Here is a 19,041-nt window from a genome sequence, read left to right as displayed (position 1 = left end):
TCAGTCGCGCAGCCGCAGCGCGACCTCGTTCATGAAGCGCACGTCGTCGCCCGCCGCCAGCAAGGGCGCCTCGGCACCGACCGCGCCGAGCAGGTCGGCGAGATCGTCCATCTCGGCCTTGGCATAGGGGCCAAGCACATAGTTCGTGACGCGGTCCTTGTGTCCCGGATGGCCGATGCCGATCCGCACGCGCCGGAAATCGGGACCGAGATGCTGGTCGATCGAGCGCAGGCCATTATGGCCCGCGGCCCCGCCGCCGGTCTTCACCTTGACGCGGAAGGGCTCCAGATCGAGCTCGTCGTGGAAGGCGGTCAGCGCCGCCGGCTCGAGCTTGTAGAAGCGCATCGCCTCGGCGACCGAGCGCCCGCTCTCGTTCATGAAGGTGGCGGGCTTCAGCAGCAGAATGCGCTGCGGGCCGATCCGGCCGAGCGAGGCCCAGCCCTGGAACTGCTTCTTCCACGGCTCGAAACCGTGCATCTCGGCGATCGTATCGACCGCCATGAAGCCGACATTGTGGCGATGCAGCGCATATTGCGCGCCCGGATTGCCGAGGCCGACCCAGAGCTGCACGTCCTCCCTCTCCCCTTCAGGGGAGAGGGCTGGGGAGAGGGGGCAAGCGCACAGCCTGCCGGTCGCTCCGACTCCCCCTCTCCCCGACCCTCTCCCCTTCAGGGGAGAGGGAGATAAAGCTTACGCCTCGGCTTCGCCTTCCGCGGCAGCCGCATCCTCGGCTTCGCCTTCGCTCGACTTGAGCGCGGACGGAGCGACGATCGTCGCGATCGTCACGTCGCCGTCGTCGGCAGCCTTGGCGCCGTTGGGCAGCGTGATGCTCGACAGGTGGATGCTGTCGCCGACTTCGAGGCCCTTCAGCGAGAAGCTGATCTCGCTCGGAATGTCCGATGCATCGACGACTAAGCCCAGATCATGGACGATGACGTTGAGCACGCCGCCGCGCTTGATGCCGGGGCTCTCTTCCTCGTCGGTGAACACGACGGGCACGTCGACATGCACGGTGGTGTGCTCGCCGATGCGCAGGAAATCGACATGCAGCGGCCGATCGGTGACCGGATGGAACTGGACGTCCTTGGGCAGCGTGCGGATCGCCTCGCCGACACCGTCGATCATCACGACCGTGTTCATGAAGTGGCCGGTCGAAAGCGCCTTGATCAGGGCCTTCGATTCGAGGTGGATCGACAGCGGCTGCTGCTTGTTACCGTAGATCACGGCGGGGACGCGGCCTTCACGACGCATGGCACGGGAGGCTCCCTTGCCTGCCCGTTCGCGCGTCTCGGCCGACAGGGTGAGCTGATCGCTCATAGGTCTGTCTCCAGTTCGCTAGGTTAAAAACGCCCCGCCGCCTCCAGGGATGTCCGGCGAGGAGGCGCGCGCTTAGCGGAACGGAGGCCGGAACGCAATAATCCGTCCGTTCGCACTGAGCTTGTCGAAGGGCCGTCCTTCTTGAGTGAAGGAACGGCAGTGCTTCGACAGGCTCAGCACGATCGGGCAGGGGTTGGCTTACGGCTTGAAGCGCACGCCCGCGCTCAGGAACACGCGCTGGCGCGCGGTGTGGTCGGCATAGTTCGAGTAGCGATAGCCGGCGCCGACATAGACATTGTCGTTGAGCGAATATTCGCTGCCGAGGCCGACCTGATAGCCGCTCGTGTGGACGACGTTGTAGAAGGCGCCCGCGGTGCCGCTGTTGTTCGGGCCGGTGAAGGCCGCGCGCTGCTTGTCGCTGACATAGCCGCCAATGCCATAGACGAGGATCTGCGGCTGGACGAGATAGCCCGCGCGGATGCCCGCGCCGATCTCGCCGAACGACTTCTGCGCATAGGTGCCGCCGAGCGGGTTCGTGACGTTCTCGGCGCGCGAACGCCAGTAGCTGACCTCGGGGCCGACGACGATCTTCTCGCCGATCTGGCCGTCGAAGCCGATCGCGCCGCCGAAGGCGAACTTATCGTCATGCTGGCCCTGGCTCATGAAGCGATCGCCGCCTGCCTGCACTTCGGCGCGGAAGCCGCGGAACGCGGTGCCGTTCGCGCTGATGTCGGTCGAGGTGCCGGCGGGGGCGGCATCCTGCGCCTGGGCAGCGGCGGCAAAGCCGAGAGCGGCGACGCAGGAAACGAGGAATACAGAGTTTCGCATGTTCAATCCTTATCGATGTCGATTGTGACGACACCGCCCCTAAACGACTATTGGACCGAACGTTCCTCGATTTATCGCAACGACGAACCGTGTGACAATCGTGCATCACTTTGGCGTTTCGCGCGATATGACAAGTCTTCGGGTCGTTAAACTGAGGTTCAGATTGCCTATTGGATACGGGAGACCTTGAGGCCTTTGCGCGCGAGGAAGACTTGCACGCTATCCGTCCCCGCGAGATGGCCTGCGCCGACCGCGACGAACTGGACGCCCGGGCGCTTCAGGCGTTCCGCCAGCGCCTCCGCCCACACGGCATCGCGCTTGGCGATGAGCAGCCCGCGCAGCTCGGGCGTGAAATCCGGCTCGTCGGCGAAGCTCTTCTCGATCGCCGTCACGTCGCCCGCCATCCACGCCTTGATCATCCGATCGAAATCGGCGCGCGCAGTCTTGGGATCGTCGAGCGTCGCCTCGAGGAAGGCGCGCTGCGAGCTTTCGGGCAAAGCATCGAAATAACCGAGCTGCTGCGCGGCAGTCTCGAGTCCCTCGACGGGCTTGTCGACCGCGCGGAACAGGGCGGAGACCTGCGGCTCGACCCCCTCGGCGCCCGCCTTCAGCCCGATCTGGTCGAGCGCCGCGCCCGTCAGCACGACCGCCGCCGCCCAGGTCTTCAGTCCGTCGAGGAACGGGGCGGGGAGCCCGCTCTTCGCCACCAGGGCCGCGAGCATCGCGCGCTTGTCGGCCGAGACGCGATCGGCGAGCGGCGGCAGGCCCTTGGCGCTCCCGAGCGAGGTGATCACCGCCGCGACCTGCCCCGGATCGGTGTCGAGCACCGCCTCCAGCGTCAGCGACTGCGCCTGTCCCATCGCCGCGTCGATGGTCTTGTCGCGCCACTTGAGCCCCGGCGGCAAAACGTGGATCGTGCCGAATAGATAGATGGTCGTATCCGCGTCGGCGAGCTTCCACAAAGCGGGCCGGGCGGAGGCGGGTGTCGCCGCCAGCAACGCGGCGGCGATCAGGACGGCGGGAATGGTGCGCATCCCGTCCGCTTGCCCGCTACCCCCGGGCGGCGCAAGGTTGACCCCTGCGGCCCTCCGCGCCAAACGCGCTGACCTCGTCCCGCCCGCACACAAAAGAGAGAAACCCTTGGCGTCGCCTCGGCCCTTGAGCTTCCAGCGCCTGATCCTGACGCTCCATGAGTATTGGAGCGAGCAGGGCTGCGTGATCCTCCAGCCCTATGACATGGAGATGGGCGCCGGCACCTTCCATCCGGCGACGAGCCTGCGCGCGCTCGGGCCCCGCCCATGGAAGGCCGCCTACGTCCAGCCCTGCCGCCGGCCCACCGACGGCCGCTACGGCGAGAATCCCAACCGCACCGGCCATTATTACCAATATCAGGTGATCCTGAAGCCGAGCCCGCCGAACCTGCAGGAGCTGTATCTCGGCTCCTTGGAGCGGATCGGGATCGACATGCTCAACCACGACATCCGCTTCGTCGAAGACGATTGGGAGAGCCCGACGCTCGGCGCCTGGGGGCTCGGCTGGGAAGTCTGGTGCGACGGAATGGAGGTGACGCAATTCACCTATTTCCAGCAGGTTGGCGGCTATGATTGCAAGCCGGTCTCGGGCGAGCTGACCTATGGGCTGGAGCGGCTCGCCATGTATATCCAGGGCGTCGACAGCATGTTCGATCTCGCCTTCAACGATGACGGCGTCACCTATGGCGACGTCTTCCTCGAGAATGAGCGCCAGTTCAGCGCCTATAATTTCGAGGCGGCGAATACTGAGACGCTCTTCAAGCAGTTCACCCAGGCGGCCGACGAGTGCCGCGCGCTTCTGGATCGCGAAACGCCTCTGCCGCTCCCGGCCTACGATCAGGCGATCAAGGCGAGCCACGTCTTCAACACGCTGCAGGCGCGCGGCGTGATCTCGGTCGCCGAGCGCCAGGCCTATATCGGCCGCGTCCGTGATCTGACGAAGGGCGCCTGCGAGGCATGGATGGCGCATAACGGGTGGGATTCGTGATGATGTTCCGCACATTCCTCCCCGACACGGGGAGGGGGACCATGCGTAGCATGGTGGAGGGGGCCCTCCACCCGCGTTCCGCCCAGCCGCACTCCCCCTCCACCGCCTTCGGCGGTCCCCCTCCCCGTGCCGGGGAGGACCGGCCATGACCCACTTCCTCCTCGAACTCCGCTCGGAGGAGATCCCCGCGCGCATGCAGGAGAAGGCGCAGGCCGATCTCGCGCGCCTGTTCACGGCCGAACTCGACAAGGCCGGCCTCGCCGCGTCGGCAATCGAGACCTTCGCCACGCCGCGCCGCCTCGCTCTGATCGCGCGCGATCTGCCCAGCTTCACCGCCGCCGTCTCCGAAGAGACCAAGGGCCCGCGCACCGCCGCGCCCGAACAGGCGCTCGACGGCTTCCTCCGCAAGACCGGCCTCGCCCGCGAGGCCTTGGTCGAGCGCGACGGCGTGTGGTTCGCGGTCGTCGACAGGCCCGGCCGCGCCACGGCCGAGGTCCTGGCCGAGGCGATCCCCGCGATCGTCCGCGCCTTCCCCTGGCCCAAGTCGATGCGCTGGGGCACCGCCTCGGCCTCGTCGTCGAGCCTGCGCTGGGTCCGCCCGCTGCAGGGCATCGTCGCTCTGCTCGGCGAGGACATCGTGCCGTTCGCGATCGAGGGGCTGCACAGCGGTGCGGCGACGCTCGGCCACCGCTTCCACCATCCCGGGCAGATCACGATCGGCTCGGCGGACGATTATGCCGAGAAGCTCCGGCTGTGCCACGTGCTCGTCGATCCCGCCGAGCGCCGCCGGATCATCGAAGAAGGCGCCGCCGCGCTCGCCGCCGCCAACGGGCTCAGCGTGATCCCCGATCCGGGCCTTGTCGCCGAAAATGCCGGGCTGACCGAATGGCCGGTGCCGTTGCTCGGCTTCTTCGATCCCGGCTTTCTTGAGGTTCCGCGCGAAGTCATCCAGCTAACCCTCAGAACCAACCAGAAATATTTCGTGCTGAACGATGCGCACGGGCGCCTCGCCCCGGCCTTCGTCTGCACCGCGAACATCGATGCCGCGGACGGCGGCGCGAGCATCATCGCCGGCAACGGCAAGGTGCTGGCGGCACGGCTTTCGGACGCGCGCTTCTTCTGGGAGCAGGATCTGAAGATCCCGCTGGAGACCCAGCGCGAGAAGCTCTTCAGCATCGTCTTCCACGAAAAACTCGGCAGCGTCGCCGACAAGGTTGATCGCGTCGCCAAACTCGCCGGCTGGCTGGTGGAAGAGGGGATCGTGGGCGCGTCTCCCCTCCCTGCACGCAGGGAGGGGCCGGGGGTGGGTCTCTCGAATGAGAGCGATACGCCCGACGCAAGCCAACCCACCCCCAACTCCTCCCTTCCAGGGAGCGGGGAACTCGCCACCCTCGCCGAACAGGCCGCGCGCCTGTGCAAGGCCGATCTCGTCACCGGCATGGTCGGCGAATTTCCCGAGCTGCAGGGCATCATGGGCGGCTATTACGCCCGTGCCGAGGGGCTGCCAGAGGAAGTCGCCGACGCGATCCGCGATCACTACAAGCCCGTCGGCCAGGGCGACGACGTCCCCACCGCGCCGGTGACGGTGGCGGTGAGCCTAGCGGACAAGCTGGATAGCATTTGTTCGTTTTTCGCGATCGAGGAGCTGCCAACTGGCTCAAAAGATCCGTTCGCGCTTCGTAGGTCCGCCCTGGGTGTCGCCGCTCTAATTCAGGGGAATGAACTGCGAGGCAGCGTCGGCGAGATTATTCGCCAAGGTTGGCTTGGGCAGCGTGTTGGCGCTGAACTCACCGAATGGGAAATTTCACGGCGTGGCGTTGCGGTGGTCGTAACCGATTTTCTCATCGACCGTCTCAAGGTCCAGCAGCGCGAAGCTGGTGTCCGCCACGACCTCATCGACGCCGTCTTCGCGCTCGGCGGCGAGGACGATCTCGTCCGTTTGCTCGCCCGCGTGAAGGCGCTGCAGGCGTTCGTCGAGACCGAGGATGGGCGCAACCTGATCGCCGGCTACAAGCGCGCGGCCAATATCCTGCGCAAGGAAGGCTGGGGGGAGAAGGCCGAAACCGACGGCGGTCTGTTGGACAATTTTTCGCTGTCCTACACGCCCGAAAAGGCGGAGGCTGACCTGCTGGCCGCGCTCTCGACCGCCGAGGGCCGCGCCGCGTCCGCCGTTGCCGCCGAGGAGTTCGCCGCCGCCATGTCCGCTCTCGCCACGCTCCGCGCGCCGATCGATGCCTTCTTCGAAACCGTCATCGTCAACGATCCCGATCCCGCCAAGCGCGCCGCGCGGCTCGGCCTGCTCGCGCGTATCCGCGACGCCTGCCACACGGTCGCCGATTTCTCGCGGATCGAGGGCTGACGTGCGCGGACTCGCGCGCGCACGCGTAGAGGTGCGACTTTCGTGTGACCTTCCGTTTCTCCGACAAGTCCGGCCGGCTTGATCCAGACCCCCGAAACCGATAGTTTCGCTGCACCGCACAATGCAAAAATGCGAGCGTATGGAGGCTAAGATGGCGAGCGTGATGCCGATGACCGACCAGGAAACCCGCTACGTCTATCGCTTCGGCGGCGGCGTCTCCGATGGCGGCAATGGCGATCGCAACCTGCTCGGCGGCAAGGGCGCCAATCTCGATGGCATGGCCGGAATCGGCCTGCCAGTGCCTCCCGGCTTCACCATCTCCACCGCGATGTGCACGCGTTATTATGACGAGGGCGGCGCATTCCCGCAGAGCCTGCTCGCCGAGGTCGCCAGCGGCATCGCGCATATCGAGGGCATCACCGGCAAGGTCTTCGGCGACGAGGCCGATCCTTTGCTCGTCTCGGTCCGCTCGGGCGCGCGCATCTCGATGCCGGGCATGATGGATACGGTCCTCAATCTCGGCCTGAACGACAAGACCGTCGAGGGGCTCGCCGCCACCTCCGGCGACGCGCGCTTCGCGTGGGACAGCTATCGCCGCTTCATCCAGATGTATTCGGATGTCGTGCTCGAACTCGATCATGGCGCGTTCGAGGAAGCGCTGGAGATCGCCAAGGAGGATCGCGGCTTCACGCTCGATACCGAGCTGTCCGCCGATGATCTGCGCGGGCTGGTCAAATCCTACAAGGCGCTGGTCGAGGAGGAATGGGGCAAGCCCTTCCCGCAGGACGTGCACGATCAGCTGTGGGGCGCAGTCGGCGCGGTGTTCGGATCGTGGCAGGCGGATCGCGCCAAGGTCTATCGCCGGCTCAACGACATTCCCGGCAATTGGGGCACCGCGGTCAACGTCCAGGCGATGGTCTTCGGCAATATGGGCGAGACCTCGGCCACGGGCGTCGCCTTCACGCGCGATCCCTCCACCGGCGAGCGCGCTTATTATGGCGAGTTTCTGATCAATGCGCAGGGCGAGGATGTCGTCGCCGGCATCCGCACGCCGCAATATCTGACGCTCGCCGCGCGCGAACGGGCAGGGGCCAAGGCCGCTTCGATGGAAGAGGCGATGCCCGAGACCTTCGCCGAGCTCGCCCGCGTGTTCGATCTGCTCGAGACGCATTATCGCGACATGCAGGATATCGAATTCACGGTGCAGCAGGGCAAGCTCTGGATGCTCCAGACGCGTTCGGGCAAGCGCACCGCCAAGGCCGCGCTCAAGATCGCGGTCGATATGGCGAATGAAGGCCTGATCACGCGGCAGGAGGCGATATTGCGCGTCGATCCCGCCGCGCTCGATCAGCTGCTCCACCCGACGCTCGATCCCAAGGCGGTGCGCGATGTGATTGCCAAGGGGCTGCCCGCATCGCCCGGCGCCGCATCTGGCCAGGTCGTGTTCGATGCCGACACCGCCGAGAAGCGCAAGGCCGCGGGCGACGACGTGATCCTCGTCCGCGTCGAGACCAGCCCCGAGGACATTCACGGCATGCACGCCGCCAAGGGCATCCTGACCGCACGCGGCGGCATGACCAGCCACGCCGCGGTCGTCGCGCGCGGCATGGGGCGTCCCTGCGTCTCGGGCGTCGGCACGCTCGCGATCGATGCGAAGAACAAGATCTTCCGCGTCGGCACGCGCGAAGTGCGCGAGGGCGATATCGTGACGCTCGACGGATCGACCGGCGAGGTCATGATCGGCGCGGTCGATACCGTCCAGCCCGAGCTCGCCGGCGATTTCGGCGTGCTGATGGAATGGGCCGATCAGGTCCGCCGCCTCAAGGTCCGCACCAATGCCGAGACCCCGCTCGATTGCCGCACCGCGCGCCAGTTCGGCGCCGAGGGCATTGGCCTGTGCCGCACCGAGCATATGTTCTTCGATGCGAGCCGGATCACCGCCGTCCGCCAGATGATCCTCGCCGAGGACGAGGCCGGCCGCCGCCTTGCGCTCGACAAGCTGCTCCCCGAGCAGCGCGCCGATTTCACCGAGATCTTCGCAATCATGGCGGGGCTCCCCGTCACGATCCGCTTGCTCGATCCGCCGCTCCACGAATTCCTCCCCCACGAGGAATCCGAATTCGCCGAGGTCGCCGCCGCCACCGGCATCGATGTCGACAAGCTCAAGCGCCGCGCCGCCGAGCTGCACGAATTCAATCCGATGCTCGGCCATCGCGGCTGTCGGCTCGGCGTGACCTATCCTGAAATCTACGAGATGCAGGCGCGCGCGATCTTCGAGGCGGCGGTCGCCGTCGCCAACAAGACCGGCGAGGCGGTCATCCCCGAGGTGATGGTGCCCTTGGTCGCGACCAAGCGCGAGCTGGACCTGATGAAGGCGGTGATCGATGCCGCCGCGACCGCCGTCTTCGCCGAGACCGGCACGACGCTTGAGTATCTCGTCGGCACGATGATCGAGCTGCCCCGCGCCGCGCTGCGCGCGGGCGACATCGCCGAGTCCGCCGAGTTTTTCTCGTTCGGAACCAATGACTTGACGCAGACGGCTCTCGGCGTTTCGAGAGACGATGCGGCGCGCTTCCTCGGCACCTATGTCGAGCAGGGGATCTACGCGAAGGATCCGTTCGTCAGTCTCGATGTCGAAGGCGTCGGCGAACTGATTGAAATCGCAGCGGAACGTGGGCGCAAGACGCGTGCCGCGCTCAAGCTCGGCATTTGCGGCGAACATGGCGGCGATCCCGCCTCGATCGCCTTCTGCGAGAAGACCGGCCTCGATTACGTCTCCGCCTCGCCCTATCGCGTCCCCATCGCCCGCCTCGCCGCGGCGCAGGCCGCATTGGGCAAGTAGGATCGCGCGTCCCGCCGATCCGTTCAGTCCTCCGACAGGCCCCCGGGCGTCTGTCGGACACAGAACGAGGAGCGTGGCGTGAACAGGATCGCAATCGGACTGCTGGGCATGGCGCTCTCGCTGAGCGCGACCCCGGCCTTCGCCCAGGAAGCACCGGGCACGATCGCGCTCTCGGCCGAAGACCGCGCCGCCGTGCTCGATGCCGCCGCCAACCGGCCCGAGAGCGAGCTGCCGATCAACGGCCTCGATCGCCAGATCCACGGCGAGGTGGGCATGGAGATCGGCTCGCGCGGCGGGCGGGCGCTGTACGGCTCCACGATCGTCCCGCTCGGCGACAATGCCACTGCCGCTTTCTCCTTCATGACGGGGCAGCAGGGGCGCTGGCGCTGATGGACCGCCGCGCGATCGCCGTCCTCGCCCTGCTCGGCGCCACCGCCGCCGCCGCCCAGACCCCGCCCGCCGAACCCTCCGGGCAGATCACCGTCGACGGCAGGCCGCAGCGCCCGCGTTTCGGTCGCCTGTTCGTCAGCCCGATGGGCGAGCCCTTTCGCGGCGGCGAGGCGCCCGAGAAGGACTGGTTCGCCGGCGTCGACGCCAATCATGACGGGCAGCTGACCCGCACCGAATTCATGGCCGATGCGATGCGCTTTTTCGCGACGCTCGATCTGAATCACGATCGGACGATCGGCCCGACCGAGATCGACAATTACGAGCAAATCGTCCTGCCCGAGATCGGCGCGGGCGGCGACGGTCCCGGCGAGGGTCCGCCGCGCGAAGGCGGCCGTCCGCCCGGTGGCGGCGGTCGGCATGGTGGCGGAATGGGTCGCGGCGGCGGCGGCATGGGCGGCGGTCGCGGCGAGGGTGGTGGTATGGGTGGCGGCGGACCGCCCGATGGCGGCATGAGCGGTGGTCCGCCCGCCGGCGGCGGGGCCAAGGCCGGCTACCAGTATCGCGCATCCGGCGCGGGACGCTTCGGTTACATCGCGACGCCCGAGCCGGTCACCGCGGCCGATACCGATCTCAACCGCAGCGTGACCGACAAGGAGTTCGTCGATGCGGCGGGGCGGCGCTTCGCCTTGCTGGATACGAATGGCGACGGCGTGATCACGCCCAAGGAATTACCCAAGCTCGCCGCGCCTCACTTCCGGCGACGCGGCGGCCAGGACGGGCCGCCACCCCCGCCGCCCGAAGCCTGATCGGGTCGGCGGCGCTTCCGGCTCAGCTATAAAGCCGGCGATGCTCGTCGAGCTTGCCGTCGGCGAGCAGGCGCGCCTGCTTCCGCCATTCCTCCTGGCCGATATAGCCGCGGTCGGCGCCGAGCCGGTCCTCCAGCTCGATCTCTTCGGCCGACGTCATCTCGGCGATCTGGCTGTAGCGGTAGATGCCTTCCTCGTTCAGATCCTGCTCGCCCTCGGGCCCGAGCCCGCGGATCAGGCTGAGATCGTCGCGGCGCAGATCGAGGTCGCCCGGCGTCGCGAGCGACGCGGCGACCGGCACCGCCGCAGTCGCGACGACGGGCCGTGCGCGTTCCAGTTCGACGATCCGCGCCTGGCATGTCTCCAGCTCAGCCGCATGCTCGCGCTCCTCCTCGACACGGGCATCGCGCTCCGCCTCGAAGGCGCGGCGCCACTTCTTGGTGGAGCGCGAGAGCAGCCCCAGCAGCCAGCCGAGGACGAAGACGAGGAACAGGATCACCCACTGGTTGGTGGTGAAGGTGGGCATGTAGCGGGCAGCCTCTCTTTTCGGTTTCGCAACGGCAACGATCACGCCGTCGCGCCGTTCCGTCAACCGTTTGAGGGCCGTCCGGCTCAGTTCTTCAACATATTATCGCTGATAGAGCAGGCTGCCGGCCCGAGAATGACGACGAACAGCACGGGCAGGATGAACAGGATCAGCGGCACGGTCATGATCGCGGGCAGCCGCGCGGCCTTTTCCTCGGCCTTCATCATCCGTTCGTGGCGGAATTCGGCCGAGAGGACTCGCAGCGCCGAGGCGAGCGGGGTGCCATATTTCTCGGTCTGGATCATCGTCGTGACGACGCCGCGGATCGAATCGAGCGCGACGCGGCTGGCCAGATTCTCGAACGCCTGGCGACGCTCGGTCAGGAAACCGAGCTCGATCGCGGTCAGCCCGAATTCATCGCCGAGTTCCGGATAGCTTTTGCCGAGCTCGCGAGCGACGCGGGAGAAGGCCGCATCGACCGTCAGGCCCGCCTCGGCGCAGATGACGAGCAGGTCGAGCGCATCGGGCAGGCCCTTGCGGATCAGCGCGGTGCGCTTGGTGATCAGGTTCTTGAGGTAGATGTCGGGCGCCTTGTAGCTCAGCACGAGCGAGCCCGCGACGAGCGCGTAACGCTTTGCCCAGCCCCAATCCGGGAACATGTCGAGCAGATATACGAGGACGATCGCGGTGCCGCCGAGAACGATCGGCAGCATCAGCCGCGCGAAGATGACCGCGATCGCCGTGTCCTTCGATCGGATACCGGCCTGCGAGAGCTTGGTCTGCGCTTCCTTCAGCTGCGTATCCTGCAGCACCTTCAGGCCCGACAGGAAGCTGCGCATCCGATCGGTCGTCTGGCTGGTCTTGTTGAGTTTGGCGCGCTTGCGCGTGGAGGCGGTGATGCCCGCCTTCAGCTGCTCGCGCCGCTCGTTCAGCGCCTTGACGCGCCGCGCCATCGGATCGCGCGCGGTGAAGCCCGCATACATGGCGACGAGCAGCGAGAAGAGCGCCGCCGCCGACATCAGCGTGCCGGCGAGGTTCATATCGATGCCGTTGAGGGAGGACATCATCATCAAATCTCGAAATTGATCATCTTGCCCATGATGAAGACGCCGATGCTCATCCAGATCCCGCCGCCGAAGGCCGCGTAGATCAGGCGCTGATCGGTGAAGAACGTCCCCATATAGGCCGGGTTGATATACCAGATGAGCCCGAACACGATGAAGGGCAGCGAACCAATGATGTAGGCCGATGCCTTCGATTCGGACGACATCGCGTTGATCTTGAGCTTCATCTGCATGCGCTTGCGCAGCACATCGGCGAGATTGCCGAGCGTCTCGGCCAGGTTGCCGCCGGTCTCGCGCTGGATGGCGAGGCTGACGACGAAGAACTGGAATTCGGGCGTCTGCAGCCGATCGGCCGTTTCCTGAAGGGAGGCTTCCATCGTCCGGCCGATGCGCATCCGGTCCGCGACCGCACGAAACTCGCTGCCGACGGGCTCGGGCACCTCATTGGCGACAACGCTCATCGTCTCGGAGATGGGCAGGCCCGAGCGCAGTCCGCGCACCAGCAGTTCGATCGCGTCGGGGAAGCGCAGGATGAACTTGGCGACGCGCTTCTTGGCCATCCGCGCGACGATCATGTGTGGCAGCCCGATCCCGATCAGCGCGCCGAGGAACAAGGTGGACAGAAAGGACGTGCCGCGCGCCAGCAACAAGGCCCAGGCGATCGCGGTGAGGATACCCGAGGCGGTTGCATATTGGCCGATCGTCCAGTCGCGGCCCGTCATCTCCAGCCGTCGCTCGAGCAGTTCGGGCTTGGGGAGCAGGCGCGCGAAGCCGTTCTCGATCCGGCCGCCCGCATTATGCGCGGCGGTGATCTTGCGCAGCTGCGTCTCGATGACGTTGCCCGCGCCGTGCCGCTCCTTGACCGCCTCTAGCCGGCGGTTGCGCGACTTGCGCTGCGCATTCTCCTGCAGCGCGAAGACGATGCCGCCGCCGCTGACGAGGACGAGGAGCAGGACGAGGATAAGCATCACGACCGGCGGCTCAGGCGCGGCGCTTGCGCGGCAGATGCGCCCGGAGATCTCCGAGGCGGCCCATCAGCGACTTGTTCGTCTTCCGCTGCGTGGCTTCTTCGCCGATGACGAGCGTCGCGAGCGTCCCGAGCAACTGGCCCGTCTTCGAGTTACTCGCCGATTCCGCGAGCGGCTTGCCCAGCTTGGCGGCGTCGGACACGGCCTTGGCGTCATAGCCGATCGCCAGATCGATCTGGCGTTCGATCGACGATTCGAAATCCTTGCGGCTGATCTCCTCGACGCCGCCCGCCGGCACGCGATTGGCGACGAGCACGATACGCGCCTGCGGCGCATTGGACTTGAGCCAGGACAGCAAGCGGATCGTGTCGCGGGTCGCGGCCAGCGTCAGTTCCGTGACGACGACGACCACGCCCACCGCCTGCAGCAGCGCCGGATGCGCGATCAGCATATGGCGCGGAAGATCGATGACCGTGCAGGCGAAGGTGTTGCGCAGTTCCTCCTGCAGCTGGAAGAAGGACGTGCCGTCGCCCGACAGGGGCTGGTGCATCGGCGCCTCGGCCGAGAGCACGCCGAGCCGCGCGGTCGCCCGGACGAGTGCGCGTTCCAAAAACAGGCCGTCGATGCGGCTTGGATTCTCGATCGCATCGGTCAGGCCGCGGCCGGGCTCCAGATCGAGCGCCAGCGCGCCCGTCCCGAAATGGACATCGAGATCCAGCAGAGCCGTCTGCCGGTTGCGGGTTTCGGCGAGCAGCCAGGCGGTCGAGACCGCGAGCGTGGACGCGCCGACGCCGCCGCGTACGCCGACGACCGCCGTCATGATGTGCGGGGCTTCGTCGCTCGCGTCCGCCTCGCGCTGACCGTTCTGCAGTGTCTGCGCCTGGACGATCGCCTCGTGCAGCTGATCCTCGGTAAAGGGCTTCAGCAAATAGTCCTGGATGCCGCTGGAAATGAGGTGACGATAGAAGCGGACGTCGTTGACCCGTCCGCACGCCAGCACGATCGTCCCCGGCTCGCATACCTCGGCGAGGCCGTTGATATCCTCGAGCGGATCCGAGGATTCGGAAAGGTCGATCAGCAGCAGGTTCGGGCTGGCGGAGACGGCCAGCGTCTGAACGGCATAACGGATGCCGCCGTCGTGAATGCGCTCGAGCGGCCAGCCCATTCCGCTGGCGACGTTGCGAACGACGTGATCGCTCTCTTCGTCGCTGAGAAAGGCGCTGAACGGATCGCGGAGCGCGAGATGGGGATTGAAAGGGGCGTTCATGATCAGCTGCCCTTCGAACTGGTTTTGTCGACGCCTTGCTTTCCGGTCGTCCCGGTCTCGCGCCACGACTTGATCGCACGCGCGGCAAGTGCGGGATCGGTGCCGGTGGAGGCGTCGGTGCGGCCTCGCACCAGATCGGCCGGATCGGCGATCATCGCGGCGAGATTGACGGCGGTGGCGCAGCCATAATTGCTGGACTGGCCCTCGCTCATCGGCAGATCCCGATCGCTCCAGTCGGGGCAGTTCGGCACGGACGCGCCGACGGCAGTCACGATCGGCTGGTGCGCCGAAACGACGCCGCGCTCGCCGGCGGCACAGCCGGCCAGCGGCAGGAGGGCCGCAAGCGCGATCAAGGGAAGCATCTTCATGACGTGATCCTCGCTCAGGAATTCGCGGGTACGGTGGGGGCGACAGGGGCGGCAGGCGCCGGAGCCATATGCGGCATGGGCCGGCTGGCACCCGAAACGCTATCGCTCGGCCTGTCGCCGAGGATCCGTTGAACCGGCATGGGCGACCGATAGCCGTCGGTCGGGAGCGCGATCCGTGCGGCATCGACCGGCTTCACGATATAGGGCGTGACGACGATCATCAGCTCGGTCTCCGACTTCTTGAAGGAGTTGGAGCGGAACAGCGCGCCGAGGATCGGAAGATCACCCAAGATTGGCGCCTTGTCGGTCGAATTGTTGTGGCTGTTCTGCAGCAATCCGCCGATCACGAAGCTCTGGCCCGAGCCGAGCTCGACCGTCGTTTCCGCGCGCCGCGTCGTCAGCGCCGGAATGGTGAAGCCGTTGAGCTTCACCGAGCCAGCGTCCGACAGCTGCGACACTTCCGGTCGGACGCGCATCGAGATGCGGCCACCCGACAGGACCGTCGGCGTGAACGAGAGGCTTACGCCATATTGTTTGAATTCGACCGAAACCGTGCCGAGCCCCTGGCTCTGCGGGATGGGGATCTCGCCGCCGGCCAGGAAGCTCGCCGTCTCGCCCGAAAGCGCCACGAGCGTCGGTTCGGCGAGCGTCGTCACCAGCCCGTTATTCTCGTTGAGCTGAAGGGTGGCGAGAAGATCCAGCCCGAGGGCGTGACCGGCGAAGCCGAGCGTCGTTCCCGCAATGTTGTTGAAGGAGAATACGGTATCACCGTCCTTCGCGCCGGAGGCTGGATCCTGCGCGCCGACATTTGTCTTGATGGTGCCAGCGTCGCCCTGGTCAACGCCGAAGAGGAATCCTCCGCTGCCATCCCGGTTGGCAAGATTGACGCCGATCTGGCGGCTGATCGAACGGCTGACCTCGGCGATCTTGACGTGCAGGCTCACCTGCTGAGGCGTCGCGATCTTGAGATGGTTGATCACCTGCACGCCACCGGCGGTGAACAGCTCGGTCAGCCGCTGCGCTTCCTCGGCATCCTTGGGTGCGACGACCGTACCGGTAAGGAGGATCATGCCCGACATGTTCGTGACGCTGATGTCCTGCTCGGGCATCGCCGTGCGGAGCATCGAGCCGACATCGGCGATGTTGCTGCCGACGCGGACCTGGCTCGACCAGACGACGGCGCCGCTCTTGTCGGTCGCATAGATGCTGGTCTGCCCGGCGGCCTTGCCGAACAGATAGAGTTGGGTCGGGCTCTTCACGTTCACGTCGGCGACCTTGTCGTCGGCGATGAACACGCCGGACATCGGGCGGGGCAGCACGATCAGCTGACCGGTGCCGACGGACATGGAAAGCCAGCGACTCGGCATCTGCGCGCGCGCCGCGGGGCGCTCCGTGCCGCGGAACCCGGCGCCGCCGGCGACGTCGCCGATAGCCGAGCTGCTCGCGATATCGACCGTCGTCAACGAGTCCGCGTCGGCAGACATCGCCGATGGCGCGGCATCGGCCCAGGCGGCTTCCGGGATGGCGACGAAGGAGGCAGCGGCCAGACCCACAACGCTCGTCGCGGTCACGGCGCCCTTATACATGGAACGCATCTTCAATTTCCCCCGCCCACGCTCGTCTCGGTTGTTGTCTGTCCGCGCGTGATCGTAATCACCGGGCCGTGCGCGCGGGTCGCGGCCTGTCCGAAAGACGCAGGGCTGGGCTGGGCGGGAGCGACGGGACCCGCAGGCGCGGCGACGTCGCTCTTGCCGGGCACGCCGCCGCGGGCGAAGCGCGAGACCTCGGCACCCGTCGTGAACGTATCGGCCTCGACCGGGCGGGATGCGACCTGCAGCAGCATCTGCTTCACCGCACGAGGATCGCCCTTTTCCGGAACCGTGATCTCGCCGGCTGCGATCTGGCGCTCGAGCTCCATGCGGTCGTCCGCGATCGGGCGCAGCGACAGCGCAAGCGACCCCAGCGTCTGGGCGACGGCGATCTTCTCGGAGAGCTTCGGCGTCGCTTCCAGCGTGACGTTGGAGAAGGCGGTCACGACCGTCTTGCCGGCATCGTCGACGCTCTTGTCGGTCTTCTGGTCGGTGGCGAGGACGCGCACGTTGCGAATAATCGTCTCGGTCGCGTGCAGCGGCTCGCCATCGCCGCCACCGGCGACGCTCTGGGTAAGCAGGATGTCGACCCGGTCGCCCGGGAAGACGAAGCCCGCCACGCCGCTCGCCTGGCTCACCGAAATGGTCACGGCGCGCATGCCGGGCACCAACGCCGCGGCGAGGAAGCCGCGATCGCCCGGCTTCACCAGCGCGCCCTGCGTGATCGGCTGGCCCGCGGTGATCGGCAGGCGGACGACCGTGCCGTTCAGCGATTGCTGATCGGTCGTGCCGCGGATGAAATAGGCCTGCTGGACGAGCTCGTTCGGCCAGGGCTGATAGCGGAAGGCGTCGGGCGTGATGATCGTGCCGGCCGGCAGCGATCGCGTCGCCACGAGCACTTCGGGGCCGGTGACCTGGGGCGTGGCCGCCGCCTGCGCCGTCGGGGCCGCGCCACCGCCCATCAGGTTTCGGGCGAGCATGGCCGAGAGGAGCGCGAATACCAGCGCTCCGGCCATCAGCATCAGCTTTCGTGAATTCATGTCAGCCTCGAAGATCCTGTTCCGCCTTTGTGGGCGAAGCGGTCATGCGAGCTGGGTGGTTAAAATATCGTTTGCCATCGCCACGAATGTCGCGCCGACGATGGCCACGCCATACGGCACCTCGGGGCGGCCCGGCGCACGCCGAAGCGCATGAAGAGCAAGCATAAAAATCGTCAGCACCCCGCCGCCGATCGCCATCCAGACGAGCATCGAGAGCATCGCCGGGGCCGGGAGCCAGAGCGCGAGCACGGTGATCAGCTTGACGTCGCCACCGCCCATCATGCCCAGCGCGAACAATGCCCCGAACAGGAGCAGCGCGCCGCCGGCAAAGGCGAGATGGAGCAGGATCGTCTGTCCGGTCGCGCCGGTTGCCCACCACCAGAAGGGAGCGAGCAGAGCGATCGCTAGATTCAATCGGTTAGGGATGATTCGCGCGCGCACGTCGGTACCCGCCGCGACGATCAGCATCATCGTAAGGGCGAGCAGGAGGAGGGACGCGGCGGTCATCGGGTGATGCACTAGACGCACCCGCTTTCAAAAACGTAACCACGCCGCGATGGACCAATGGAGCACCGATATCGCCATCGTCGGCGCGGGCATTGCCGGCGCGACCCTGGCTGCGGCGCTCGCACCGCACGCCAAGGTCATGCTGATCGAGGCCGAGGCGCATCCGGGCTATCATTCGACAGGACGCTCGGCGGCCTTCTGGTCGGAAAGCTATGGCGGGCCTGCGGTCCAGCCACTGACCACCGCATCCTATGCGGGCCTCGCGCCTTATCTGAGCCCCAGAAGCTGCCTCCACATCGCCGATGCCGATGGGGAGGCCGCATTGACCGCGCTAGGCGACGCCTTTGCGGGCAGGGCGCCGGCGTTCCGCGCGATCGACCGCGCCGAGCTCGAGGCGCGCATTCCCGGCCTGGCCCCGCATTACACCCGCGCGCTGGAAGAGCGCAGCTGCGAGGATATCGACGTCGCGCGCTATCATGCCGATGCGCTGGCCGACGCGCGGCGCGCAGGCACGACGGTGATCACCGACGCGCAGGTGTTCGAAATCCTCCGCTCGGGCGGCGCCTGGACGATCCGGACCACCGCGGGCGATGTGCGCGCACGGCTGATCGTCGATGCGGCCGGGGCCTGGGCCAGCGAGATCGCTGCTCTGGCCGGCGCGGCGCCGATCGCGATCACCCCGCACCGCCGCACGATCGTCCAGCTCCGGACCGATCCCGCGCCATCGGCGGACATGCCGCTCGTCATGGATGCGGCGGAGCGCTTCTATTTCAAGCCGGAGGCGGGGGGGCGCCTGTGGCTATCGCCGCACGATGAATCGCCCGTCGCGGCTCATGATGTCGCGGCGGAAGAGCTGGACGTCGCGATTGCCATCGACCGGCTGGAGCATGCGGTCGATTGGCGGATCGTCCGGCGCGAGCGGAGCTGGGCCGGCCTGCGGAGCTTCGCTCCCGATCGGGCACCCGTTTACGGCTTCGACGATCGCGTGCCCGGCTTCTTCTGGTTCGCCGGGCAGGGCGGTTTCGGCATCCAGACGGCGCCGGCCGCGGCCGCGATCGGGGCCGCGCTGTTACTGGGCAAGGCAGCCGATCCGTTCGCCGCGAATATCGACCCGGAACATTATTCGCCAAGACGATTTAGCCGATAAGAGA

At 66.9% G+C, this 19,041-nt stretch carries 18 protein-coding genes; 6 read left to right on the top strand and 12 right to left on the bottom strand.

Annotated features, from left to right (window positions below):
- The 4 genes from pth to Q4F19_RS02185 all read right to left on the bottom strand — a co-directional run bounded on the left by pth (position 1) and on the right by Q4F19_RS02185 (position 3,179).
- On the bottom strand, positions 1-570 hold the full coding sequence (gene pth, locus Q4F19_RS02200) for an aminoacyl-tRNA hydrolase (RefSeq protein ID WP_303539497.1): 570 nt from the start codon (positions 568-570) through the stop codon (positions 1-3).
- A 120-nt stretch (positions 571-690) separates the two neighbouring features.
- Positions 691-1,317, bottom strand: a complete 627-nt coding sequence (locus Q4F19_RS02195; protein ID WP_303539496.1) for a 50S ribosomal protein L25/general stress protein Ctc — start codon at positions 1,315-1,317, stop codon at positions 691-693.
- A gap of 198 nt (positions 1,318-1,515) precedes the next feature.
- Entirely contained in the window at positions 1,516-2,145 is a 630-nt protein-coding gene (locus Q4F19_RS02190; RefSeq protein ID WP_303539495.1) for an outer membrane protein, read from the bottom strand.
- 167 nt (positions 2,146-2,312) lie between these two features.
- Positions 2,313-3,179, bottom strand: a complete 867-nt coding sequence (locus tag Q4F19_RS02185; protein WP_303539494.1) for a TraB/GumN family protein — start codon at positions 3,177-3,179, stop codon at positions 2,313-2,315.
- 106 nt (positions 3,180-3,285) lie between these two features.
- Here Q4F19_RS02185 and Q4F19_RS02180 point away from each other — a divergent pair, with 106 nt between their 5' ends.
- From Q4F19_RS02180 to Q4F19_RS02160, 5 genes are all read left to right on the top strand, one after another.
- A complete protein-coding gene (locus Q4F19_RS02180; protein ID WP_303539493.1) occupies positions 3,286-4,164 on the top strand; it encodes a glycine--tRNA ligase subunit alpha in 879 nt (292 codons plus the stop codon).
- A gap of 145 nt (positions 4,165-4,309) precedes the next feature.
- Positions 4,310-6,523, top strand: a complete 2,214-nt coding sequence (glyS, locus tag Q4F19_RS02175) for a glycine--tRNA ligase subunit beta (protein ID WP_303539492.1) — start codon at positions 4,310-4,312, stop codon at positions 6,521-6,523.
- Positions 6,524-6,674: 151 nt separating this feature from the next.
- Positions 6,675-9,365, top strand: a complete 2,691-nt coding sequence (ppdK, locus tag Q4F19_RS02170) for a pyruvate, phosphate dikinase (RefSeq protein ID WP_303539491.1) — start codon at positions 6,675-6,677, stop codon at positions 9,363-9,365.
- 78 nt (positions 9,366-9,443) lie between these two features.
- Complete coding sequence (locus Q4F19_RS02165) at positions 9,444-9,755, top strand: hypothetical protein (protein WP_303539490.1); 312 nt, start codon at positions 9,444-9,446, stop codon at positions 9,753-9,755.
- Complete coding sequence (locus Q4F19_RS02160; RefSeq protein ID WP_303539489.1) at positions 9,755-10,561, top strand: EF-hand domain-containing protein; 807 nt, start codon at positions 9,755-9,757, stop codon at positions 10,559-10,561. The genes Q4F19_RS02165 and Q4F19_RS02160 overlap by 1 nt, the downstream gene beginning before the upstream one ends.
- A 22-nt stretch (positions 10,562-10,583) precedes the next feature.
- Here the strand turns inward: Q4F19_RS02160 and Q4F19_RS02155 are convergent, their stop codons facing one another.
- The 8 genes from Q4F19_RS02155 to Q4F19_RS02120 all read right to left on the bottom strand — a co-directional run bounded on the left by Q4F19_RS02155 (position 10,584) and on the right by Q4F19_RS02120 (position 17,890).
- Positions 10,584-11,087, bottom strand: a complete 504-nt coding sequence (locus Q4F19_RS02155) for a hypothetical protein (RefSeq protein WP_303539488.1) — start codon at positions 11,085-11,087, stop codon at positions 10,584-10,586.
- A gap of 86 nt (positions 11,088-11,173) precedes the next feature.
- Entirely contained in the window at positions 11,174-12,157 is a 984-nt protein-coding gene (locus tag Q4F19_RS02150; protein WP_303539487.1) for a type II secretion system F family protein, read from the bottom strand.
- Complete coding sequence (locus Q4F19_RS02145) at positions 12,157-13,119, bottom strand: type II secretion system F family protein (protein WP_303539949.1); 963 nt, start codon at positions 13,117-13,119, stop codon at positions 12,157-12,159. Before Q4F19_RS02145 ends, Q4F19_RS02150 begins: the two co-directional genes overlap by 1 nt.
- Before the next feature lie 13 nt (positions 13,120-13,132).
- Positions 13,133-14,386, bottom strand: coding sequence for a pilus assembly protein CpaE (locus Q4F19_RS02140; RefSeq protein ID WP_303539486.1), 1,254 nt, complete (start codon positions 14,384-14,386; stop codon positions 13,133-13,135).
- Between the two features lie 2 nt (positions 14,387-14,388).
- On the bottom strand, positions 14,389-14,754 hold the full coding sequence (locus Q4F19_RS02135) for a CpaD family pilus assembly lipoprotein (RefSeq protein ID WP_303539485.1): 366 nt from the start codon (positions 14,752-14,754) through the stop codon (positions 14,389-14,391).
- Positions 14,755-14,768: 14 nt separating this feature from the next.
- Positions 14,769-16,349 carry a type II and III secretion system protein family protein gene (locus Q4F19_RS02130; protein ID WP_303539484.1) on the bottom strand — a complete coding sequence of 527 codons (1,581 nt, stop codon included), beginning with the start codon at positions 16,347-16,349 and terminating at the stop codon, positions 14,769-14,771.
- A 2-nt stretch (positions 16,350-16,351) separates the two neighbouring features.
- On the bottom strand, positions 16,352-17,383 hold the full coding sequence (cpaB, locus tag Q4F19_RS02125) for a Flp pilus assembly protein CpaB (protein WP_303539483.1): 1,032 nt from the start codon (positions 17,381-17,383) through the stop codon (positions 16,352-16,354).
- 42 nt (positions 17,384-17,425) lie between these two features.
- Positions 17,426-17,890 (bottom strand): A24 family peptidase, encoded by a 465-nt coding sequence (locus Q4F19_RS02120; protein ID WP_303539482.1) that lies wholly within the window; start codon positions 17,888-17,890, stop codon positions 17,426-17,428.
- 49 nt (positions 17,891-17,939) lie between these two features.
- Between Q4F19_RS02120 and Q4F19_RS02115 the strand changes: the two genes are divergently transcribed.
- Positions 17,940-19,037 (top strand): NAD(P)/FAD-dependent oxidoreductase, encoded by a 1,098-nt coding sequence (locus Q4F19_RS02115; protein ID WP_303539481.1) that lies wholly within the window; start codon positions 17,940-17,942, stop codon positions 19,035-19,037.
- The last annotated feature ends 4 nt before the right edge of the window (positions 19,038-19,041 follow it).

Source organism: Sphingomonas natans (assembly GCF_030546695.1).
GTDB classification, from domain to species: Bacteria; Pseudomonadota; Alphaproteobacteria; order Sphingomonadales; family Sphingomonadaceae; genus Sphingomonas_I; species Sphingomonas_I natans.
This window is presented reverse-complemented; position numbering and strand designations above follow the sequence as displayed.